This window comes from Thermus albus (assembly GCF_022760855.1).
In the GTDB taxonomy this organism is placed as follows: Bacteria; Deinococcota; Deinococci; order Deinococcales; family Thermaceae; genus Thermus; species Thermus albus.
On record NZ_JAKTNR010000004.1, the window covers coordinates 168,369 to 188,569 of the forward strand.

Here is a 20,201-nt window from a genome sequence, read left to right on the forward strand (position 1 = left end):
GCAATAAATGGACAAATGTCAACAGTTAGCTAAACAGTCATGCACCATGATCTCCCCTTTTCAAGCCGTAGACTGATGCCCGTGACATGGGAGGAGCTCCTTAAGCGGCTTTCCCTGGGCCAGGATGAGCGCACGGTCTTCCTGCCCCCTGACCTTTCCCCGGAGGAGCTGGCCCGTTACGCGGCAGGCCTGGCCAACCACCGGGGGGGAACCCTTTTCCTGGGGGTGGATCGGGAAGGACGGGTGGTGGGGGCCTCGGAGATCCACCCCTTGCAGATCACCCACGCCCTGTTCCAGCTCACCCAGGGGCTTCTGCTGCCCTACGTGGAGGTGGTGGAGGGGCCCTTGGGCCGGGTTTTGGCCCTGCACGTGCCCCAAAGCCCGGCGGCCATCGCCGTGGGGGCGGGGAGGGTGCCCTTTTGGGACGGCAGGAGGCTCACGGAGCTGAGGATGGGCCAAGCCTTGCCGGAGCCCGACTTCACCGCCCAGGTCCTGCCGGCGGCCAGCCTTTCCGACCTGGACCCGGTGGAGGTCTTGCGCCTAAGGCGCATCCTGGAGGAGCGGGGGAGCAACCTGGCGGCCTTGCCGGATTTGGAACTCCTTTATGCCCTGGGGCTTTTGGAGCGGGTGGAGGGGGAGGAAAGGCCCACGGTGGCCGGGCTTCTTCTTGCGGGCACCCCCTTGGCCTTAAGGCGGCTTCTTCCCCAGGCGGAGGTGAGCTACTACTTCCACGAGGGCGAGGAGGGGTACACCTTCCGGGAGGATATGCTTCGCCCCATCCCCGCCCTTTTGGAGCGGCTTAGGGACCTGATCCAGGCCCGGAACCGGGTGCGTTACCTGATGGTGGGGTTATTCCGCCTCGAGGTCTGGGACTTTGACCAGGAGGTCTACCGGGAGGCCCTCCTCAACGCCCTGGTGCACCGGGACTGGCAGAGCCCGGATGCCATCCAGGTGCACCACTACCCGGACCGCCTGGAGGTTTCCAACCCCGGGGGTTTTCCCCCAGGGATAACCCCAGAGAACATCCTCCGCCACCCCCCCAAAAAGGCGGAACCCCCGCCTGGCCGAGGCCCTTTACCGCCTGGGCTACGTGGAGCGGGCGGGAAGCGGGGTGGACAAGATGTACCGCCTCCTCCTCAAGTACGGGAAGGAGCCCCCGGAGTACCGCCTTTTCCCCGAGGCCCTCACCCTGGTCCTCTACAACCCGGAGCTGGACGAGGCCTTCGTGCGGGAGCTGGCCGAGGCCCAGGAGCGCCTGGGCGGCTTCAGCCTGGACCACCTCATCGCCGTGGGCCACCTGCGCCGGGTGGGGGAGGCCACCTTGGAGGAGCTTTCCCGGGCCTTGCAGCTTCCTCCCGAAGCGGCCCGGAAGGTCCTTTCCCGCATGGAGCGCATGGGCCTTTTGCGCAAGGAAGGGGGGCGGTACCACCTCCTAAGGCGGGACCCCTTGGGGGAACGGGTGCTTCGTCTTTTGGAAAGGTCCTGTTCAAGGCGGGAGTTGGAGGGAGAGCTGGGGCTTTCCCCTAAGGCGGCCTTGGCCCTTTTGAACCGCCTCATCCGGGAAGGTAAGGTGGAGCGGGTGGGCCGGGGGGCGGCCACCCGCTACCGGCGCCTCTAGCCATGCCCCACCTGGTCCTCTACCAGCCGGAAATCCCCCAGAATGCGGGGAACATCGCCCGCACCGCCGCCGCCTTGGGCTGGCCCTTGCACCTGATCCGGCCCCTGGGATTTCGCCTAAGCGACCCCCGGCTCAAGCGGGCGGGCCTGGACTACTGGCCCCATGTGGACCTCCGCCTCCACGATTCCTGGGAGGCCTTTTTGGAAAGCCTGCCCCAAGGGGTGCGGGTTTGGGCCTTCAGTGTCAGGGGAAAGACCAGCCTTTACCAGGTGCGTTTCCAACCGGAGGACTACCTCCTCTTTGGCCCTGAGACCCGGGGGCTTCCCCCCGAGGTGCTGGGGAGGTTTCCCGGCGTCCACATCCCCATGCCGGGGCCGGTGCGCTCCTTGAACCTGGCGGTGGCCGTGGGGGTGGCGGCCTACGAAGCCTATCGCCAGCTTGGGGCATGATGGAAGGGTGCGGGCCTATAGCACGGCTCACCTAAGGGTGGACCTTCCCCAAGGCCACCCCTTTCCCCTCTACAAGTACCGGGGGGTGGCGGAGGTCCTGAGGGGCCTTCTTCCCATCCTGCCGGCCCCGGAGGTGCCCCGGGAGGCCCTCCTTTTGGCCCACCATCCGGGATACCTGGAAAGGCTTTTCACCGTGGGGCTTTCCCGGGAGGAGTCCTTGCGCCTGGGCCTTCCCTTTAGCCCAAGCCTCCTAAAGCGGGCCCTGCATGCGGCGGGGGGAACCCTGGCTGCGGCCTTGGATGCCCTGGAAGGGGGCTTGGGCCTCAACCTCTCCGGGGGCACCCACCACGCCTACCCCGACCGGGCCGAGGGGTATAGCCTCTTCAACGACGTGGCGGTGGCCGTGGCCTGGCTGAGGCGGGCGGGTTTTGGGGGCCGGGTTTTGGTGGTGGACCTGGACGCCCATCAGGGGAACGGCACCGCGGTGTTTTTCCAGGAGGACCCCACCGTCTTCACCCTTTCCCTGCACGGGGAGCGGAACTACCCCTTGAGGAAGGAGAAAAGCGACCTGGACGTGGGGCTTCCCGATGGGGTGGGGGATGGGGCCTACCTTCGGGCCCTCGAGGAGGCCCTGGAAAGGGCCCAGGCCTTTCGCCCCGAGCTGGTCTTCTATAACGCTGGAGTAGACGTGTTGATAGGGGACCGGTTTGGCCGCTTGGCCTTGAGTCCGGAAGGGGTAAGGAAGCGGGACGAGCGGGTTTTCCGCATGGTGAGGGCCTTGGGGGTGCCCTTGGTGGTGGTGATGGGCGGGGGGTATAACCGCGACCCCCGGCTTACCGTGGAGGCCCATGCGGAGACCTACCGCCTGGCCCTAAGCTCCCTGGCGTAGGTGGCCACGGCCTCTTCCAGGCTGAACCCCAGGTTGCGGTAGAGCTCCAAGGCCCCGGTCTCGTGGTCGTGGGCCCGGACCCGTAGGAGGTTGGCCCCCTTCCTCTTGGCCAGTCGGGCCGCCTCGGCCAGGAGGGCCCGCCCGATGCCCTGGCCCCGGGCCTTGGGCACCACGCCGATATAGGCCACGCTGGCCTCATGGTCCTCCAGCTCCACCTCGGCCAGGCCCACGGGGTTCTCCCCTTGGTAGGCCACCAGGAGGTGGACATGGGGGTCCTGGAAGTGTTCCCAAAGCTCCTCGTCCGTCCACTTCAGGCGCAGGGCCCAGCCCTCCTCGCTTTCCCGGTAGAGCTCCCGATAGACGGCAGGGCCGGGAAAACCTGGGCGGATGACCACCCCTTCGGGGGGTGGGTAGTCCAGGCCCTCAGGGTTCTTGACGAAAAAGTAGGTGAGGTGCAAAAGGCCGAAGTCCGCCTGCTCCAGGGCTTCCCGCACCGTGCGGTTCTCCTCCCGGGGGAAGGCGTAGAGGCGCTCTAGCCCAAGCTCCTCCGCCCGCCTCTCCGCCGCCTGCAATAGGGGTAAGAGGTCCTCCTCCCGGTAAGCCAGGGGCCCCTCGAGGGCCCCCCCATCCCAGAAAGGGTAAAGGCCCACGTACCCGGCCACCTCCCCTTCCCTAAGGAGGACCAGGCCGTCCTCCAGCTCCTCCGCCAGGCCCTCGAGGTCCCGGGCCTCCGGGGCCAGAACCCCCCGCTTGGGGCTTTCGTCCATCCAGCGGAGGAGTTTAAGGAGCCCAGGAAGGTCCTGGCGGGCCACGGGCCGGATCATGCCCTTAGTCTACTCCCCTGGCCCCTGGTTAGGGCTAGGGACAAGCGTCCAGGTTCAAGGCCTTCACCACGCCCTCTTCCCCGTAGAACTCCACCACGGAAAGCCGGGCGTAGTCCTGTTCCACCCGGAGGCCCTCTTCCGGGGGAAGGGGCAAGGCCAGGCTTAGGGCGGCGCGGTTTAAGGTGCAGTTCCCCACCACCAGGAGGGCTTGGCCTGGGTGGTGCCCAAGAAGGGCCCTTACCGCTCTTTGCCCTCTTTCCCAGGCCTGCCTCAGGCTTTCCCCGCCCGGAGGGGCAAAGCCGGCCTCGTCCTCCAGCCAGGCGGCCACCTCCTGGGGATACCGCTCCCTTACCTCGGCGAAGCTAAGCTCTTCCCATTCTCCCCAGCTTCGCTCCCTGAGTTCCGGAAGGAGGGTGAAGGGCACCCCTAGGGCTTCCGCCAGAAGCCCGGCTGCCTCGGCCTCCGCCAAGCTGTCGGGGGCGTAGACCCAGGCCACGGGGTAGCCCTGGGCCAGCCTGGCCAGGGCGCGGAGGGCCTGCCTGCCCGGTTCCGCAAGGGGAAGGCCCGGATGGCTGTGGAGGACGTGTTCTGGGTTCTCCACCGGCCCGGCCCGGGTGAGGAGCAGGGTGGTCTTGGGGTGGGGACCTTGGAGGAAATGGGCCAGGAGCCCCATGGGTCTAGAATACGGGGGTGGAAAGGTGGGTCATCGTGAACCCGGCGGCGGGGCGGGGCAAGGTGGGGAGGCTTTCCGGGGCCATCCTGAGTTCCGCGCGGGCCAAGGGGGCCAAGGCCTTCCTCACCGAGGGGCCGGGCCACGCCACGGAACTGGCCCGGGCGGCTCCCCCGGGGGCGCGGGTGGTGGCCGTGGGGGGGGACGGCACGGTGCATGAGGTTTTACGGGGCCTTGCGGGTGCGGAAAAGGTTTTAGGGGTGGTGCCCATCGGTAGCGGCAACGACTTCGCCCGCATGCTGGGCCTGAAGGGACTTCCCTGGAAAGAGGCCTTGGACCTGGCCCTCTTCGCCCAAGAGGAGGCCATAGACCTCTGTTGGGTAAACGGCGAACCCTTTGGGGCCTCCCTGGGCATCGGCTTTGACGCCTTGGTGGCCAAGAGGGCCCTTTCCGCCCCGCCCTTCCTCCGGGGCATGCCCCGCTACCTCTACGCCCTCTTTGGGGTGCTTAAGGAGCTCCGCCTTCCCGAAGGGCGGGTGATGGTGGAGGGGGAGGAGGTGCACCGGGGACCCCTGCTCCTGGTGGCGGCCATGAACGGGCCCGCCTACGGGGGTGGGATTCCCATAGCCCCCATGGCCGATCCCCGGGATGGCCAGCTCTCGGTGATCCTGGCCCGCTCCTTCACCCGGCCCGGGGTGGTCCTCATCCTGCCCCGGCTCCTGTTTGGTCGGCACCTTTCCCATCCCCAGGTGGTGGCCTTTGCGGGCCGGGAGGTGACGGTGGAGTTTTCCCATCCCGTGCCGGCCCATGCCGATGGGGAGCTTCTACCTGAGACCAGCCTTTACCGGGCCCGGGTGGAGGCCCTTGGCCTTAGGGTGGTGGGGGGAAGGGCTATGGCTAGAGGGGAGGCGCCCCTCTTAAGCCCGGTGGGTGCGGGATAAAACCGGTTGGTGCTGGGGCTTGCAGGGGGGTTGGTGGCCCGGTCATGGAGGTGTCCAAGGGCCAGGTTAAGGCCCTGGAGCTCCTCCGCCAGGTGGGGGCCACGGGGGAGGCTTTGGGCCTTACGGACTGGGGGCGGCTCCTCTGGGCGGTCCAGGCTTACCGGGAGGAGGATGACCTGGATAGCCTTGCAGGGACCCTGATGCCTTACCAAGACCCCCTGGAACCCGCGGGGCAGGCGTGGCGTCCAGGCCTCATCCCCTCCTCGGCCCCCTGCCGTCTTCCCCTTCTGGCCCGTATACTTAGGCCATGCGCGGCCTTTCCCAGCGGGTTAAGGGCATGAAGCCTTCGGCCACGGTGGCGGTGAACGCCAAGGCCTTGGAACTTAGGCGCCAGGGGGTGGATCTGGTGGCCCTGACGGCGGGGGAGCCGGACTTTGACACCCCGGAGCACGTGAAGGAGGCGGCCCGGCGGGCCTTAGCCCAGGGGAAGACCAAGTACGCTCCCCCGGTGGGCATCCCTGAGCTGCGCGAGGCCTTGGCGGAGAAGTTCCGCAAGGAGAACGGCCTTCAGGTTACCCCGGAAGAGACCATCGTCACCGTGGGGGGTAAGCAGGCCCTTTACAACCTCTTCCAGGCCATCCTGGACCCCGGGGACGAGGTCATCGTCCTGGCCCCTTACTGGGTGAGCTACCCGGAGATGGTGCGCCTGGCGGGAGGGGTGCCCGTGGAGGTGGAGACCCTTCCCCAGGAGGGTTTCGTGCCCGACCCCGAACGGGTAAGGAGGGCCGTAACCCCTCGCACCAAGGCCTTGGTGGTGAACTCCCCCAACAACCCCACGGGGGCGGTCTACCCTGAGGAGGTCCTAAAGGCCCTGGCGGAGCTGGCGGTGGAACACGACTTCTACCTGGTTTCCGATGAGATCTACGAGCACCTCATCTACGAGGGGGCCCACTTCTCCCCGGCTCAGGTGGCTCCCGAGCACACCATCACCGTGAACGGGGCGGCCAAGGCCTTTGCCATGACCGGCTGGCGCATCGGCTACGCGTGTGGCCCCAAGGAGGTCATCAAGGCCATGGCCGACATCTCCAGCCAGTCCACCACCAGCCCCGATACCATCGCCCAGTGGGCCACCCTCGAGGCCCTCACGAACCAGGAGGCCTCCAGGGCCTTCATAGAAATGGCCCGGGAGGCCTATAGGAGGCGGCGGGACCTTCTCTTGGAGGGCCTTTCGGCGCTGGGCCTAAAGGCGGTGCGTCCCAGCGGGGCCTTCTATGTCCTCCTGGACACCTCCCCCTTCGCCGAGGACGAGGTGCAGGCGGCGGAAAGGCTTTTGCAGGCGGGGGTGGCGGTGGTGCCGGGCACCGACTTTGCCGCCTATGGGCACGTGCGCCTCTCCTATGCCACCAGCGAGGAGAACCTCAGGAAAGCTCTGGAGCGGTTCGCGCAGATGTTGGAAAGGGTCTAAAAGCGACGCTTGCGCCTGGGGGCTAGGAGGAGGAGGGCCGCTCCCAGGGTCACGCACACATCTGCCAGGTTGAAAACGGGGAAGTGGGCGATGAGGGGGATAGGGGTTCCCAGGTCCAGATAGTCCACCACCCAGCCCCGGCCCAGGCGGTCAATGCCGTTGCCCAAGGCCCCCACGGCGATGAGGGAAAGGGCCAGGGTTGGCCAAAAGGGGTAGCGTTTTTGGGCTAGCAAATAGAGGAGTAGGGTCCCCACCCCCAGGCTAAGCCAGCCCAGAAGGAAGGCCCGGCCTTCCAGCAATCCAAAACCGGCCCCCGTGTTCCTCACCAGGGTGAGGTAGAGGAGGTCCCCCAGAAGGGGCCTGGGCACCGGGGAGAGGTTTTCCAGGGCCCATAGCTTAAGGATCTGGTCCAAGGCTAGGAGGAGGGGCACAAGAACCGTGGGCATCCCCTTGAGTCTACCCAATGCTCCCCTTTGTGCTATACTCCATAGGGTTTGCCTTCGGGCACGGGAGGGCCATATGTCCAAGGTGTGCGAGATCAGCGGAAAGAGGCCTATCGTGGCCAACAGCATAGAGAGGCGGGGTAAGGCCAAGCGGGAGGGGGGCGTGGGCCGGAAGACCACCGGGATCTCCAAGCGCCGCCAGTACCCCAACCTGCAAAAGATCCGGGTGCGGGTAGCGGGCCAGGAGATCACCTTCCGGGTGGCCACGAGCCATATTCCCAAGGTTTACGAGCTTCTGGACAGGGCCAAGGGGCTTAAGCTGGAGGGCCTTTCCGCCAAGGAGATCAAGGAACGGCTTCTCAAGCTCCTTTAACCCTGGTTGCCCCTTGGGCGTGACCCCTGAGGGGGTCTTTTTTGTAGCATAGGCCCATGGTGTGGAAGCCGGGGCACTACCTCCTTTTGGCCCTGGCGCTGTATGCCTTGGTGGTCAGCCTGGGGTTTTCCCTTAGGGGACGCCAGCTTGCCGCCTTGCGCCAGGAGGTGGGGGTTTTACGTCAGCAGGCCGCCTGGGGTTCTGGGGGGTACCTGCTTCCCCTGCCCGGGGCCTGCCTGCCCACCCGTCCCGAGAACCTGCCGGGGGCTCCCCGCCCCTACCGCAAGGGGGTGAGCCCGGGCTTCGTCTTCATCCAGGGGGATGCCTGCGTGCCCGTGGTGCGGGGGATGGGGGTGGTGGCCGCCGCCAGCGGGGAGGTGGTGAAGGTGGAAGGGGACTATAGGGAACCCTCCCCGGAGGCGTACCAAAAGCTTTTGGAGGAGGTGCGAAACGGGGCCTCCCCAGAGCAGATGGACCTCCTGAGGGGCCTCGAGGTTTGGATCCGCCACCCCGATGGCCGCATCAGCGTCTACGCCCACCTCGAGGCGCCCTACCGGAAGCTAAAGGTGGGGCAGAGGGTCCATCGGGGCGACCCCATCGGCTACGTGGGGAACACGGGGCTTTTGGGTGGGGCGCCTAGGCTCCTCTTTGAGGTCTGGGAGGGGGAGCCCGACCGGGGGAAGTTCCTCTTTCAAGGGCTGGAGGGGGAAGCTCTCCTGAAGCAGGCCAAGGCCTTTTTCCATTTAGAATAGCCCCATGCGCGAGGCCTTTGCCCGGGTGTGGGAGAATCCCTATGTCCGGGTCCTGGTCTACCTGCTCCTTTTGTATCTGGCCTACCGCTTCCTCCTCCGGGCCTGGCCCGCCCTTTCTGTCCTGCTCACCGCCTTTTCCATCGCCTATCTGACCCATCCCGTGGTCCGCTTCTTTGAGGGCAAAAGGCTTCCCCGGCTTTTGGGGGTGGTTTTGGTGTATCTGGGCCTAGGTCTCTTTTTGGCCCTCGCCTCCTTCCTCACCGCCCAGACGGTTTTGGAGCTTTCCCGCCTGGCCCAGGAGCTTCCCCGGCTTTTAGAACCGTTTCTTGCCTGGCTTTTAGACCTGCCAGGCCGCATCCGGGCCATTCCCCTTCCCGAAACCTTGAAGCCGGTTTTGGCCGAGGCGGGCCAGAGCCTGCAAGGCCTCATCCAGGGGTTCTTGGACACCCTGGTGCGCTGGCTTCAGGGGCTCATGGGTCAGGGGGGAAACCTTCTAGGCTTCTTTATCTCCCTGCTGGGCGGCATCTTCCAGTTCCTTACCGCCCTTACCCTTTCCGTCTACTTCCTCTATGACCTTCCCCGCCTGGCCCAGGCGGCCCTAAGGGTCTTCCCCGACCCCTACCAGCCCTTGGTGGCGGAGCTTGCCCACAAGCTGGACCGGAGCGTGGGGGGGTATGTGCGGGGGCAGCTTCTGGTGGCCCTTTTGGTGGGCCTCATGGTGGGGGTAGGGCTAAGCCTGGTGGGGGTGCCCCTGGCCGCCAGCCTGGGATTCCTGGCGGGGGTCTTCAACCTCATCCCCTTCGTGGGGGTGATCGTCTCCGGGGTTCCCGCCCTCCTCCTGGCGGCCACGGGAGGGTGGGGCAAGGTGCTTCTTACCCTTTTGGTCCTTTGGCTGGCCAACCAGGTGGAGGGGAACCTTCTCGGGCCCCTCATCGTGGGCCGGGCCACCCGGCTCCATCCCGTGACCGCCATCGCCGCCATCCTGGTGGGCGCCACCCTTTTTGGCCTTTGGGGGGCCCTTTTGGGGGTGCCCACCGCCGCTTTCCTGAAGGTGCTTTTGGAGGAGTACTACAAGAAAAGCCGGTTCTACCGGGAGGGTTAGGCGTTTTGGGCTAGGGGGACGCTTTTGGGGCCCCCACCGTGGCCCGGGCGGGGTGGCCTCACCAGTGTCCCCCCGCCGCCATGGCCTCCCGGAACCACGGGGGCACTTCCCTGCCAAAGCGTCTTTCCGCAAACTCCCGGGCAAAGGCCCCGTAGCTTCCTTGCCGGATGGCCTCCCGGGCTCTTTCCGTGAGGCGATGAAGAAACCTCAGGTTGTGCAGGGAGAGGAGGATGCCCCCAAGCATCTCTTTGGATCGCACCAGGTGGGCGATGTAGGCTCGGCTGAAGTTTTGGCAGGCGTAGCAGTCGCATCCCTCTTCCAAGGGCTTAGGGTCCTCTAAGTACTGGGCGTTTTTCAAATGGATTCGCCCCGTTGGGGTCAGGGCGGAACCGAAGCGGCCCGTGCGGGTGGGGTAGACGCTGTCGAAGAGGTCTACCCCCAGGCCCATGGCCGCCACCAGGTCCTCCGGGTGGCCTACCCCCATGAGGTAGCGGGGTTTGCCCTCGGGGAGGATTTCTGTGGAAAGGGCCACCATGGAGAACATCTCCTCCTTGCTCTCCCCCACGGCCAAACCCCCGATGGCGTAACCGGGCAGGTCAAAGCCCACCGTCTCCCGGGTGGAAAGGGCCCTAAGCTCGGGGTCCGTGCCCCCTTGGGCGATGCCGAAAAGGGCCTGGTCGGGCCGGGTTTTGGCCTTTAGGCTCCGCTCCAGCCAGCGCAGGGTACGCTCCATGGAGGCCTTAAGGTACTCCCGGGGCGAGGGGTAGGGGGGGCACTCGTCAAAGGCCATGATGAGGTCAGCTCCCAAGGCCTCCTGCACCGCAATGCTCCTTTCCGGGGTAAGCCGGATGAGGCTCCCATCCAGGTGGCTTTGGAAGATGACCCCTTCCTCGTCTATGCGCCTTAAGTGGCCCAGGCTCATCACCTGGAAGCCCCCGGAGTCCGTGAGCCAGGGCCCCGGCCAGCCGGCAAAGCGGTGGAGCCCCCCTAAGGCCCTGACCCGCTCGGGGCCTGGCCTAAGGAGGAGGTGGTAGGTGTTGGCCAGGAGCACCTGGCTGCCCATGGCCTTTAGGTCCTTGGGCAAAAGCCCCTTCACCGAGCCCTGGGTGCCCACGGGCACGAAGAGGGGGGTTTCCACGGTCCCGTGGGGCGTGGCGAGAAGCCCCACCCGGGCCCGGCCCGAGCGGGCTTGGATGGAGAAGCGAAAGGGTTCCATCAGGCCTTGGAAAACCGCCCTTTCACGTAGTCTTCCAGGATGTCCAGAAACTCTTGGGCTAGGTTCTCCCCCTTGAGGATGGTGAGGAGCTTCCCGTCCGCGTAGACCGGGGCCTTGGGCTCCTCCCCGCTTCCCGGCAAGGAGATGCCGATGTGGGCGTGGCGGCTTTCCCCAGGGCCGTTCACCACGCACCCCATCACCGCCACCCTTAGCTCCTCCACCCCCGGGTACCTTTCCCGCCACTCGGGCAGCTTGGCCTTAAGGTAGGCCCCCACGGTCCCGGCCAACTCCTGGAAGAAGGTGCTCTTGGTGCGGCCACACCCCGGGCAGCTGGTGACCTCGGGGGCAAAGCTACGGAGGCCCAGGGCCTGGAGGATCTCCTGGGCCACCTCCACCTCCTTGGTGCGGGGTTCCCCGGGGGCGGGGGTGAGGGAGATGCGGATGGTATCCCCGATGCCCTCCAAGAGGAGGGGGGCTAGGGCGGCGGTGCTGGCCACAATCCCCTTGGTGCCCATCCCCGCCTCGGTAAGGCCCAGGTGGAGGGGAGCCGGGGTGCGGCGGGCCAGCTCCCGGTAGACCCAGACCAGGTCGGGGGCTTTGGACACCTTGGCCGAGAGGACGATCCTGTCCTCCCCTAGGCCCAGCTCCCGGGCGGCCTCATAGGCGCGCACCGCGCTTTCCACCAGGGCTTCCAGGAGGACCTCGTGGGCGCTTTTGGGATGGGGGCGGCGGGCGTTGGCCTCCATGAGCTCGGTGAGGAGGGCGGGGTCTAGGCTTCCCCAGTTGGCCCCGATGCGTACCGGCTTCCCCAGGTCCAAGGCGATCCGGATCATCTCCTGGAAGTTTTCGTCCTTGTGCCGGCCGCGGCCCAGGGTGCCCGGGTTGATGCGGAACTTGTCCAAGGCCTCGGCCATCTTGGGGTATCTCCGCAGGAGGAGGTGGCCGTTGAAGTGGAAATCCCCCACTAGGGGCACCTCTGCCCCCTCTTCCAAAAGCCGCCTTTTGATCTCGGGTACCGCCTGGGCGGCCTCCTCGTCGTTCACCGTGAGGCGCACCAGCTCGCTTCCCGCCCGGTATAGGGCCAGGACCTGCTCCGTGGTGGCCTCCACCTCCCGGGTGGGGGTGTTGGTCATGGACTGCACGGCCACGGGGTGGGCGCCCCCCAGGGGCAGGCGGCCCACCCAGACCGTGGGGGTAGGGCGTCGCATACCCTTATGCTACGGGAAGCCCCTGCGGGTAAAAGGGGGCTAAGGCGTTAAGTCCCTCTTCACCCCGCGTTAAGCCCCCTGGGCCTAGCCTAGCCCCCAGGGGGTGGGAGGGTGGAAAAACCTCTTGAGTGGGGTTAACCGGGTTCTGACAGGGGCTTAAGGTAAGGCAAAGCCGGCTTGACATGAGAGGAGGTTATGCGTAAGATTAGCCTCGGATGCCAGGCAGTGGGTTTTCCAAAGAGAGGGACCCCGCTTGGCGCCGGACCCGGAGGGGAAACAGCGGAAACCCTCGGGAAAGAGCTAAAGGCCACAGGAGGTGTGAGGATATGAAGGGAAACAGGATCAAGGCTTTTGGTGTGTCCCTCTTGGGGGCGCTGGCCCTTTTTCTGGCCAGCTGCGGCCAGCAGCCGCCGCCTTCTCCCCAGCAGGGTAGCCTGGAGGTTACCGTCCTGGACGCCTCCAACAACAACCCCATTCCCGGGGCGGTGGTGGGCGTAAGCGGACCCCAAACCGCTTCGGGCGTGACGGATAACCAGGGCAAGGCGACGTTCCCCAATCTGCCGGCGGGTAACTATACCGTAGCTGCCAGCAGCAGCGGCTACCAACCCGCCACCAGCCCGGCTACGGTCCAGGCGGGCCAGACCGCCAGGGTGACGCTCAGGCTTAACCCGTCCGGCGGCGGTGGCGGAACGGGCGACAGTACCTCCAGGGTAGCCCGTATCCAGATCGTATCCGTGCAGGATGCCTCCGGTGCGCTGCCCTCCGCGCGGGAGCGGAACACCAACAAGGTGGTGGACCTCTACGCCGCCCAGACGGAGGAGGCGGTGCGGGTCACGGTCCGCGCCCTGGATAGCCAGGGTAACCCGGTGCCGGGAGCGGTGGTGGAGGCGGGCCTGGATCTGGGTTTGCTGAACGGGGTGAACGTTTTCTCAGGCTGTGGCGTAACCACGCAGAGCTCCCGCCCTGTTGGGGTCACCGGGGCCAATGGGGAAGCATGCTTCACCATCGTCGCCACCTCGGTTTTCGCTGAGCTCTTGGGCCGCGAGTGGGGTGCGCTGTACAATGTGGAGAATCCCGTCAAGTTGGTGGTTTCCTCCAACGGGCAACTGGCGGAGGCCAAGTTCTTCTTCTACAACGTTAGCCACCTCATCTACCAGGCAGGTAATGATGTGCGCCGGACGGGCAGCCGTTCCGGGAGTAACCTGGGCAATATTGTCAACAACTACAGCTTTGATCGCCCAAGGCTGAACGATCACACTTTCAACAGCCTCCTGCGGCGCAAGCAGCCCGACGATCTCGGCACCTTCACGCCCTCTTCTCAGGGCATTGGGTACATGGTCTACACGATCAACGACACCAGCAAGGTAAGCTGGGTGCCCAGCGATCCCTCTATTGGGGTTAACAGCTGCGAACAGATCTCTGCCGATGGCAAGACCTGTGTAGACCTAGATGGCTCCGGGGTTACCCTCAGGCCCAGGTCCCCGCAAGAGGGTATTACCCCCGACGATCTCCCCTTCAGCGTAGATGTTACCGCCACGTGGGTAGCTACGGCCAGCTACGGTGATGTTCAATACCAGTTCCCCCTCAAGTCCTACAGGTTTACGAAGACTTGGGGCGGTACGGGTGTCCGGATCACCAAGTCCGGTCCTCGGGTGATCGGCTGGTCTGGGCTCAACCTCGGGCCCACCGACGTTACCTTGCCTAGGCAAGGGGCCAGTGTGCCCGCGGGGGCGGTTTACGAGTACACCATCACCGTTACCAACACCGGCAACGTTCCCGCCCAGAATGCGGTCATCACGGACAGGTTGCCCGCGGAGCTGGGGTTTGCTTCGGCCACCGATAACGCCACCTACGACCCCATCCTCCACCAGGTGACCTGGCGGTGGACCACCACCCCGGCCTTGGGGAGCATCCCGCCGGGCGGCAGCGTTTCCGTGAAGGTCCGCCTGTATGCCCGCCACAAGCCCGGGTATGCTTGGAACGATAACGGTGAGGGGACTGTTCGTCCAGGCGGTAACCCTGACGGCATTTCCGATGGTCTTGTGGATGGTGCCTACGACCCCAACCATCCCACGGGTGGTTTTGGTAACCGTCCGCCCATCAACCCGCCCAACACCCTCTACAGCGACCCCTACCGGGTGGTCAACATCGTGGAGGTGGTCAGCGAGGCGCCTGAAGGGCCTGGGAACTTCGCCCGCCAGGAGGCCAGCTTGGACATCTGGGTGGTCCGTCCCTTCTTGACCCTGGACAAGCGGGCGGTGAATCCCGTCTACGCCGTCGGTGACACGGCCCGTTTCGTGGTCACCGCACAAAACGTGGACCGGGCTACCTCTGACCCCGCTTACGCCACCCTCAAGGCCCAGTTCCCCGCTGACTACCAGGCCGCCCTCACCGCCTACAACGTCAAGGTGCGGGACCTCTTTGGCCGCTTCCTGGACCACGTGAACTCCTCCTCCGACACCGGTCCTGGCACCTTGGATGCCAATGCCAAGACCCTGACCTTTGACGTGGGCAACCTGGCCTTGGGCGCCACCTGGCGGGCCATCCTGGACTTCCGGGTCTCCGGCGGCCTGAACCAGGACGAGGACAATCTCGACTGGCTCACCAACTGCGCCCGGCTCTACGCCTGGAACCTCAACCAGTACCAGTACGAATGGGGTCCCGTCAAGAACGGGCAATCTGAGCCTCCCGTAGGGCGTGACCCGCGTCCCGTACCTCCCTACACCCGCGAAACGGGCAACCCCGACAGCGTGGGCAACTACCTGCAGGCCTGCGACTTCATCCGGGATGCCGACCTGACCATCACCAACCTGGGTGAGTTCGCCCTGCAGGGCCCGCTGCCGTCTTCTGTAACGGTTTACGGTGACGGAGGTGTTGGGCCCTTCACGCAGGTGGATACCATTGGGACCCCCGTGCGGGTGGGGGACACCTTCTACTACATCTACACCCTGACCAACCAGGGTAGCGTCAACCTGAATGACGTGGACTTCCGCATCTACCGCACGGCGGGGACCAGCGTGGAGCTGGATGCGGCCGGTGGCGGGTTTGCGGTGTACCGGGGCACTGGGGCGGGTGCCTACAACCTGGATACGAACTTTACCTTGACGGCCACCTCGCCCACGGCAGCCCGCATCCAGAGCACCGCCACCTTCCTGCCGCTTGCCCCTGGCGATAGCCTGGTCATCGTGGTCCGGGCCAAGGCCATCGCCCAGGGCATCAGCACCTTTGAGGCCTACGCCGAGACCACGGATCCCCTCAACCTGGTGACCCGGTTCGTCCAGGACACCACCAACGTGCAAAATCCTTGAGGTTTAGGGTTCCTGGGGAAGCCACCCCCTTCGGGGGGTGGTTTCCCTTATGCTAGGGCTATGGGGTTTGGGGAACTCTTGGTCTCAGGGGGTCCAATCCTTTGGCTTCTGCTCCTCCTCTCCCTATACACGGTATACCTGCTCCTCTACGCCTCCTTCCTGCTCCGGCGGGAGGGGCAGGTGGAGGCGGCCCTTTTGGAGCGGCTGGAAGGCCTGGCCCAGCTGGCCCCCCTGGTGGGTCTTTTGGGCACGACCCTGGGCATGATCCGGGCCTTCCTGGCCCTCTCCGGCCAGGGCGACCCCCAGGGGTTGGCCAAGGGCATCGCCGAGGCCCTGGTGAATACGGGCATGGGGCTTCTGGTGGCCGTGGTGGCCTACGGGGGGCGGGTATTCCTGGGGGGTAGGAGGTGAGGCCCTTAAACCTCATCCCCCTCATAGACCTTTTCCTTCTCCTTAGCCTTTTCGGCCTCATGCTGGCCCGCTTCCCCGAGGCCCTCCCGGGGGGCCTTAAGGAGGAGCGGGCCCTTAGGGTGGAGCTTCCCAAAGGGGAAGGGGAGCGGGGGGTGGCCCCCGTGGTGGTCCAGCTGGACAAGGAGGGAAGGCTGGCCCTGGGGGGCAGGAGGATGGCCTCCCTGGCGGAGCTGGAGGGGGCCCTAAAGTCGCTCCCCTTGGACCGCACCCCCGTGCGCCTGGAGGCGGACGCCCAGGTGGCCCACGGGCGGGTGGTGGCGGTGATGGAGGCGGTGCGCCGTGCTGGAGGGACAAGGCTGGAGGTGGCGGTCAAGAGATAGGAGGCGGGCCCTCCTCCTTTCCCTGCTCCTCCACCTGGGGGGGTTGTGGGGCCTCTTGGCCCTGCCCCCTATCCCTCAAGCCTCCGGTCCCACGGTGCGCTACACGGTGGAGCTTCCGGGGGAAACCCCGCCTCCTGAACTCCAAAAGCGGGAGGAGGCTCCTACGGCGCAAAAGGAGGCACGCCCCCCTCTGAGGCAGACCGAAAGGAGACCCATATTGCCCTCTTCCAGGGCCCATGGGGAAGCCAGGGGAGGGCGGGAAGACCCGGTGGGTACGCCTACCCCAACGATAGAGGGAGGCCTCGGCCGGGAGGGGGTGTCCCCTTCCCCGAGGAAGGAGGCCCAGGGGAGAGGGGCAGGCTCTTTGGGGCGGGAATCCCCCCTAGCCCAAGGACCCCTTGAAGCGGTTAGGCTCTCCCAGAAGGGGAGGGAGGAGAGGGCGGACGGATCCGCATTTCAGCGGAACGACAGGGCTCCCTCCTTCGCTCAGGAAACTTTGGGGGAAAGGGAGATGAAGACGGGGCCCGCCCCCTCCGGGCCGGTGGCCGAACCCGCTTTCCAGAAGGAGAGCGACCTTCCCCCTCCTGCGCGGGAGCCCTTGGGTGGGGAGGAGCGCCTTTCACTGGGAAGGGGGGAAGAGGTGCAAAGGGAGTCCTCCCCCTTACCTCCCCAAAGGCCCGTGGGCGAAACCCTTTCCCCAAAGAGGGCGGGGGTCCTCCCTCCCTCCCAGGAGGGTGAGACGGCAAGGGAGCCCGTGGCGCGAGGTTCCACGGGACAGGTCCCTTCTGGGAATGGGGGTGAGCCCCTTCTGGGGAGGAGAGGGGGTCCAGGTGGAGAGGGGAGTTCCCGCATCGGCCAGGAACCGGAGGGAATGGCAAAGCCCATCCCTTCCGGACAGACCTCGGCCCAAGGAGCCCCTGGAAGGGGCTTGGGGCAGGAGGGCCTCTTTCCCGGGAGGGGAGGCGAAGGGGGGAAGGAGGCGGGACGGTGCGCGGTGGTGGTGGAGCTCCACGGCCTTCCCTACGCCCAAGGGCCCTCCCCCGCCATCTTGGATCCGGAGGGGCGGCAGGTGTGGCCGGACCCGCACCGGGTGCAGGGGGTGCCCACGGAGGTGGTGGACCGAAGCGGCATCGCCCTCTTCTTCCGCCCGGGGGAGTTCCGGGAGGAGGCCTACAAGACCCTGTGGCGGGTCCGGGCCCTGGCCACCAGGCCCAGGGGACCCCAGAACCCCTTCCCCGAACTGGTGGTGGTCTCGGAGGAGGCGGCCAGGAGACTAAAGGGGGCTCCGCCGGAGTGCCAACTGGTCTTCCTGCGCTAGTGGGAAATGGAGGTGAGGTATGGTCAGGTCAGTGGCAGCTAAGAGAATCTATGGGCTTTTGCTCCTGATGGCCCTTTACCCCCCGGGCCTCGCCTGGTCCCCCTCCCCCACCCTCGAGGAAGCGGAGGCGGTGGTGGAGGGGGTCTACTCCCGCCTACCCCGTACGCCCACCGCCTGGGAAGGGAAGCCCCTGGAATTCAGGGTGGAGCGGGGGGAAAGCTGCTTGCCCCCAAAGGGCAGCAGGCCCGTGGCGGCTAGGGTAGGGGGACAGCTGGAGGTGGTGGAGATCCTGGCGGAGAGGGCCAGGAACGAATTCCGGAGGGTTCGGGGGGCTGAGGTCTTGGCCCAGGCCAAGGGCTTCCTCCCCGACGGGCACCTCCGGGTATACCTGGAGGTGGAGGGCCTCCCCCGGCCCGAGCTCCGGGAGGCCTACACCCTGGGGGCCTTGGTGGGGGGTAAGCCCGTGAGGGCCTACCGGGTCACCTACCTGGACGACTGGAGGGAGGAGAAGGGGGGGTACACGGGGACCCTGGTCTTCTACCTGGACCTCTCGGGAAAGGGGGTGGACCCTCAAGGAGAGCTCACCGTCATCTTTATGACCGAAGCCCCGGAGGACTGCCTGTATGCCTTCACGGTACCTTTGGGCCGTTTTCGTTAGCCTCCTCCTGGGGGGGATGGGGGTGGGCCAGGACGTTACCAGCCCCATAGCGGACACCTATCTCCTCCCCCTGGGGAGGCCTGCTTCCCCGGGTCTAAAGGGCTGTGCCTGGCACCTGGGGGTTTCCCTGGCCAACCAGCTCAGCTACGCCCACGGGCCTTGGGGGGAGATGGGGTTTGACCTGGAGGAGATCCGGGTCACCCCTGGGCTCAGCTGGAACCAAGGCCCCTGGTCGCTGGGCTTTTACTGGCCCTTTAGCCTCTACTACGGGGGCGTGTTGGACTATCTTCTGGACCCCTTGCACCAGGCCTTGGGCCTACCCAAGAACGAGGTCCAAGGGCAGGTTCTTCTGTTTGCCCGAAGGGGAGATACAGAGAGGCGGTGGGAGGGCCCTGTCTTTGGTCCCCGGGACGCTCACATCCGCATGGACCTAAGCTTGGGGGGAGGGGGCCTTTATGCGGCCTTAGCTCTCCCCCTAGGGGGGGTGGCCCAGTTCATGGGGTCTGGAGGCTATCGGGTTCTCACAGGGGTGGCTTGGGGGTGGTCAGGCGGTGAGGCTCGGTTGGGAGCAGTGTGGCCACTGGGACCGCAGCCGGGCCTGGAGCCTTTTCCCTACGGCCCCGCCTGGATGGGTTTGGTTCGCCTTCGGCCTTGGGAGGGTCCCCTGGGCCTAGAGGTGCTGGGTTTTCTGGGGCCCTTGCGGGACGCGGGCCCTTATTCCCTGGGGGTGGCCCTGAGGGTATCCTACGGCAACTGGGCCTTTGCCGAGGACGGCACGCGGGGTATGCCCGATGTGGTGTTGTCCTGGAGGCATGGTGGGGGCTGCCCCCATTTTCCCTAGTATCGGAGGGCCATACCTACGCCAAGAGTGGAGCGCTGGCTCATCTGGCCGTCAAAGAGGTAGCGTTGGTGGCCCTCCAGGAAAACACCCAGGTTGGGCACCAGCCGCACCCCGGCCCCAATGAGGAGCTGGCCAAAGGGCACCCCATCCAGGTAAAGACCCCCGCCCACCCCGAAGTAGCCGTCCAGGTCCCCAAAGGAGGTGCGGAAGGTGAGGTCCAGGCTGGCGAGGCCTTGGCTGGGGTTGGCGAAAGGGGCCTCGTAGGCCAGGCGAAGGCCCAGGGGACCCAGGAGGGCATCGTGGCCCAGGAGGAGGCGGCCGTACCACTCCCCGGTGACGTCGCCCCGGTAGGCGGCCAGGCCAAGGAAGAGGGGAAGGCGGAAGGGGGTAAGGGTGCGCTTAAGGGAGGCTACCTCCTCCTCCAAGGCCTTTAGCCGGTCCTCGGCTTGGGATTGGCGCTCCTCCAGACTCTTTAGCCGTTCCTCCAAGGCTCTTTGGCGGTTCCCTTGCTCCTTAAGCCCTTCCTCCACGGCCTTTAGGCGCGGTTCTAGGCTTTGCAGGCGGGCCTGGGCCTCCTCCGCCAGCTTCCGGGCCTGTGGGAGATCCTTTAGGCCCTCTGCCAGGCCTTTAAGGGCCTCCTCTTGAGCGGCGCGGGCACCCTCTAGTTTGGACAGTCGGTCTTCCAAAGCCTTCTGGGCTGACCTCAGCGCCTCTTGCTCCTGTCTGAGGGATTCCAGGTCCTTAGGCTCGGCCCGGGGCTTTTCTTCCAGGGCCTTAAGGCGGTTCTCCAGCTCCTTAAGGCCTTCCTGGGCTTTCCTGAGCTCCTCCTCCAAGGCCCGGGCTTCCAGAGCCTTCTGGGCGACCTCCAAGCCCTTTTGGGCCTCCTCAAGGGCCTTGAGGCGCTCTTCCACCCCCTTCAAGGCCTCCACCAGGGGGCGGGTGTCCGCCTGGGGCCGGCCCTCTAGATCCTTAAGCCGCTCCTTAAGGGCCTGCTGTTCTTCCTTCAGGGCAGAGACCAACCCCTCCTGGTCCTTCAGTTCCTTCTGAAGGTCCTTCACTGCTGAAAGGAGTTTCTCCACCTCCTCGGGGGACAGGCGGTCCAAGCCGTAAGCGGCCAAGAGGCGGTAAAGGGCCAAGGCGGCCTCCTGCCGGGTGAGGGGCTCGCGCCAACGGAAGGTGCCGTCGGGGTAGCCGATGAAAACCCCCTTGGCTACCAGAAGCTCCACCGCCTCCCGCGCCCAAGGTGAGGCCGGAGGGTCCTGGACTCCTTGGGATAGGGCTACGCCTGCGGATACAACAAGGAATACGAGAAAGCGGTACATGTTTGTAGTATAA

At 66.0% G+C, this 20,201-nt stretch carries 20 protein-coding genes and 1 pseudogene; 15 read left to right on the top strand and 6 right to left on the bottom strand.

What is annotated here, in order from left to right; all coding sequences use genetic code 11:
* The first annotated feature begins 81 nt into the window (after nt 1-81).
* From L0D18_RS06175 to L0D18_RS06185, 3 genes and pseudogenes are all read left to right on the top strand, one after another.
* Nucleotides 82-1,618: pseudogene (locus tag L0D18_RS06175) on the top strand (ATP-binding protein).
* 2 nt (nt 1,619-1,620) lie between these two features.
* Entirely contained in the window at nt 1,621-2,067 is a 447-nt protein-coding gene (locus L0D18_RS06180; protein ID WP_243028004.1) for a tRNA (cytidine(34)-2'-O)-methyltransferase, read from the top strand.
* Between the two features lie 7 nt (nt 2,068-2,074).
* Complete coding sequence (locus tag L0D18_RS06185) at nt 2,075-2,956, top strand: histone deacetylase family protein (protein ID WP_243028005.1); 882 nt, start codon at nt 2,075-2,077, stop codon at nt 2,954-2,956.
* Here L0D18_RS06185 and L0D18_RS06190 read toward each other — a convergent pair.
* Both L0D18_RS06190 and L0D18_RS06195 read right to left on the bottom strand, forming a co-directional pair.
* Nucleotides 2,926-3,780, bottom strand: a complete 855-nt coding sequence (locus tag L0D18_RS06190) for a GNAT family N-acetyltransferase (protein WP_243028006.1) — start codon at nt 3,778-3,780, stop codon at nt 2,926-2,928. The two genes, L0D18_RS06185 and L0D18_RS06190, sit on opposite strands and share 31 nt — an antisense overlap.
* A 34-nt stretch (nt 3,781-3,814) precedes the next feature.
* Nucleotides 3,815-4,453: a histidine phosphatase family protein gene (locus tag L0D18_RS06195; protein WP_243028007.1), complete on the bottom strand. Its 639-nt coding sequence runs from the start codon at nt 4,451-4,453 to the stop codon at nt 3,815-3,817.
* 17 nt (nt 4,454-4,470) lie between these two features.
* On the opposite strand from L0D18_RS06195, the gene L0D18_RS06200 reads away from it, so the two are divergent.
* From L0D18_RS06200 to aspC, 3 genes are read left to right on the top strand one after another with little or no spacing between them, the layout of a single operon-like run.
* Nucleotides 4,471-5,391: a diacylglycerol/lipid kinase family protein gene (locus tag L0D18_RS06200; protein WP_243028008.1), complete on the top strand. Its 921-nt coding sequence runs from the start codon at nt 4,471-4,473 to the stop codon at nt 5,389-5,391.
* A gap of 44 nt (nt 5,392-5,435) precedes the next feature.
* The gene (locus tag L0D18_RS06205) at nt 5,436-5,732 is read left to right on the top strand and encodes a hypothetical protein (protein ID WP_243028009.1); all 297 of its coding nucleotides are present in this window, start codon (nt 5,436-5,438) and stop codon (nt 5,730-5,732) included.
* The gene (gene aspC, locus L0D18_RS06210; protein ID WP_243028010.1) at nt 5,699-6,856 is read left to right on the top strand and encodes an aspartate/prephenate aminotransferase; all 1,158 of its coding nucleotides are present in this window, start codon (nt 5,699-5,701) and stop codon (nt 6,854-6,856) included. Before L0D18_RS06205 ends, aspC begins: the two co-directional genes overlap by 34 nt.
* Here the strand turns inward: aspC and lspA are convergent.
* On the bottom strand, nt 6,853-7,302 hold the full coding sequence (gene lspA / locus L0D18_RS06215; RefSeq protein WP_243028011.1) for a signal peptidase II: 450 nt from the start codon (nt 7,300-7,302) through the stop codon (nt 6,853-6,855). The two genes, aspC and lspA, sit on opposite strands and share 4 nt — an antisense overlap.
* Before the next feature lie 73 nt (nt 7,303-7,375).
* Between lspA and rpmB the strand changes: the two genes are divergently transcribed.
* From rpmB to L0D18_RS06230, 3 genes are read left to right on the top strand one after another with little or no spacing between them, the layout of a single operon-like run.
* Complete coding sequence (rpmB, locus tag L0D18_RS06220) at nt 7,376-7,672, top strand: 50S ribosomal protein L28 (RefSeq protein ID WP_243028012.1); 297 nt, start codon at nt 7,376-7,378, stop codon at nt 7,670-7,672.
* Nucleotides 7,673-7,728: 56 nt separating this feature from the next.
* Entirely contained in the window at nt 7,729-8,424 is a 696-nt protein-coding gene (locus L0D18_RS06225) for a M23 family metallopeptidase (protein WP_243028013.1), read from the top strand.
* A 4-nt stretch (nt 8,425-8,428) separates the two neighbouring features.
* Nucleotides 8,429-9,526 carry an AI-2E family transporter gene (locus L0D18_RS06230; RefSeq protein ID WP_243028014.1) on the top strand — a complete coding sequence of 366 codons (1,098 nt, stop codon included), beginning with the start codon at nt 8,429-8,431 and terminating at the stop codon, nt 9,524-9,526.
* Between the two features lie 58 nt (nt 9,527-9,584).
* On the opposite strand, the gene tgt is transcribed toward L0D18_RS06230, so the two are convergent.
* Both tgt and ispG read right to left on the bottom strand, forming a co-directional pair.
* On the bottom strand, nt 9,585-10,742 hold the full coding sequence (tgt, locus tag L0D18_RS06235; RefSeq protein ID WP_243028015.1) for a tRNA guanosine(34) transglycosylase Tgt: 1,158 nt from the start codon (nt 10,740-10,742) through the stop codon (nt 9,585-9,587).
* A complete protein-coding gene (gene ispG / locus L0D18_RS06240; RefSeq protein WP_243028016.1) occupies nt 10,742-11,950 on the bottom strand; it encodes a flavodoxin-dependent (E)-4-hydroxy-3-methylbut-2-enyl-diphosphate synthase in 1,209 nt (402 codons plus the stop codon). The genes tgt and ispG overlap by 1 nt, the downstream gene beginning before the upstream one ends.
* A gap of 326 nt (nt 11,951-12,276) precedes the next feature.
* Here ispG and L0D18_RS06245 point away from each other — a divergent pair, with 326 nt between their 5' ends.
* The 6 genes from L0D18_RS06245 to L0D18_RS06270 all read left to right on the top strand — a co-directional run bounded on the left by L0D18_RS06245 (nt 12,277) and on the right by L0D18_RS06270 (nt 18,866).
* On the top strand, nt 12,277-15,258 hold the full coding sequence (locus L0D18_RS06245) for a carboxypeptidase regulatory-like domain-containing protein (protein ID WP_243028017.1): 2,982 nt from the start codon (nt 12,277-12,279) through the stop codon (nt 15,256-15,258).
* 60 nt (nt 15,259-15,318) lie between these two features.
* The gene (locus tag L0D18_RS06250) at nt 15,319-15,669 is read left to right on the top strand and encodes a MotA/TolQ/ExbB proton channel family protein (RefSeq protein ID WP_243028018.1); all 351 of its coding nucleotides are present in this window, start codon (nt 15,319-15,321) and stop codon (nt 15,667-15,669) included.
* Nucleotides 15,666-16,049, top strand: coding sequence for an ExbD/TolR family protein (locus L0D18_RS06255; protein ID WP_243028019.1), 384 nt, complete (start codon nt 15,666-15,668; stop codon nt 16,047-16,049). Before L0D18_RS06250 ends, L0D18_RS06255 begins: the two co-directional genes overlap by 4 nt.
* Before the next feature lie 871 nt (nt 16,050-16,920).
* Nucleotides 16,921-17,367 (top strand): hypothetical protein, encoded by a 447-nt coding sequence (locus L0D18_RS06260; RefSeq protein ID WP_243028020.1) that lies wholly within the window; start codon nt 16,921-16,923, stop codon nt 17,365-17,367.
* 19 nt (nt 17,368-17,386) lie between these two features.
* Complete coding sequence (locus L0D18_RS06265) at nt 17,387-18,025, top strand: hypothetical protein (RefSeq protein WP_243028021.1); 639 nt, start codon at nt 17,387-17,389, stop codon at nt 18,023-18,025.
* Entirely contained in the window at nt 17,991-18,866 is an 876-nt protein-coding gene (locus L0D18_RS06270; protein ID WP_243028022.1) for a hypothetical protein, read from the top strand. Before L0D18_RS06265 ends, L0D18_RS06270 begins: the two co-directional genes overlap by 35 nt.
* Here the strand turns inward: L0D18_RS06270 and L0D18_RS06275 are convergent.
* Nucleotides 18,863-20,188: an S-layer homology domain-containing protein gene (locus tag L0D18_RS06275; RefSeq protein WP_243028023.1), complete on the bottom strand. Its 1,326-nt coding sequence runs from the start codon at nt 20,186-20,188 to the stop codon at nt 18,863-18,865. The two genes, L0D18_RS06270 and L0D18_RS06275, sit on opposite strands and share 4 nt — an antisense overlap.
* Between the last annotated feature and the right edge of the window lie 13 nt (nt 20,189-20,201).

What these genes read in the sequence shown, in the direction of transcription:
- tgt (WP_243028015.1), bottom strand. Translation starts at nt 10,742, where the DNA reads ATGGAACCCTTTCGCTTCTCCATCCAAGCCCGCTCGGGCCGGGCCCGG.
- L0D18_RS06205 (WP_243028009.1), top strand. Translation starts at nt 5,436, where the DNA reads ATGGAGGTGTCCAAGGGCCAGGTTAAGGCCCTGGAGCTCCTCCGCCAG.
- L0D18_RS06190 (WP_243028006.1), bottom strand. Translation starts at nt 3,780, where the DNA reads ATGATCCGGCCCGTGGCCCGCCAGGACCTTCCTGGGCTCCTTAAACTC.
- L0D18_RS06270 (WP_243028022.1), top strand. Translation starts at nt 17,991, where the DNA reads ATGCCTTCACGGTACCTTTGGGCCGTTTTCGTTAGCCTCCTCCTGGGG.
- L0D18_RS06265 (WP_243028021.1), top strand. Translation starts at nt 17,387, where the DNA reads ATGGTCAGGTCAGTGGCAGCTAAGAGAATCTATGGGCTTTTGCTCCTG.
- L0D18_RS06275 (WP_243028023.1), bottom strand. Translation starts at nt 20,188, where the DNA reads ATGTACCGCTTTCTCGTATTCCTTGTTGTATCCGCAGGCGTAGCCCTA.
- L0D18_RS06245 (WP_243028017.1), top strand. Translation starts at nt 12,277, where the DNA reads ATGAAGGGAAACAGGATCAAGGCTTTTGGTGTGTCCCTCTTGGGGGCG.
- lspA (WP_243028011.1), bottom strand. Translation starts at nt 7,302, where the DNA reads ATGCCCACGGTTCTTGTGCCCCTCCTCCTAGCCTTGGACCAGATCCTT.
- L0D18_RS06250 (WP_243028018.1), top strand. Translation starts at nt 15,319, where the DNA reads ATGGGGTTTGGGGAACTCTTGGTCTCAGGGGGTCCAATCCTTTGGCTT.
- L0D18_RS06260 (WP_243028020.1), top strand. Translation starts at nt 16,921, where the DNA reads ATGGCAAAGCCCATCCCTTCCGGACAGACCTCGGCCCAAGGAGCCCCT.
- L0D18_RS06230 (WP_243028014.1), top strand. Translation starts at nt 8,429, where the DNA reads ATGCGCGAGGCCTTTGCCCGGGTGTGGGAGAATCCCTATGTCCGGGTC.
- L0D18_RS06180 (WP_243028004.1), top strand. Translation starts at nt 1,621, where the DNA reads ATGCCCCACCTGGTCCTCTACCAGCCGGAAATCCCCCAGAATGCGGGG.
- aspC (WP_243028010.1), top strand. Translation starts at nt 5,699, where the DNA reads ATGCGCGGCCTTTCCCAGCGGGTTAAGGGCATGAAGCCTTCGGCCACG.
- L0D18_RS06195 (WP_243028007.1), bottom strand. Translation starts at nt 4,453, where the DNA reads ATGGGGCTCCTGGCCCATTTCCTCCAAGGTCCCCACCCCAAGACCACC.
- ispG (WP_243028016.1), bottom strand. Translation starts at nt 11,950, where the DNA reads ATGCGACGCCCTACCCCCACGGTCTGGGTGGGCCGCCTGCCCCTGGGG.
- rpmB (WP_243028012.1), top strand. Translation starts at nt 7,376, where the DNA reads ATGTCCAAGGTGTGCGAGATCAGCGGAAAGAGGCCTATCGTGGCCAAC.
- L0D18_RS06225 (WP_243028013.1), top strand. Translation starts at nt 7,729, where the DNA reads ATGGTGTGGAAGCCGGGGCACTACCTCCTTTTGGCCCTGGCGCTGTAT.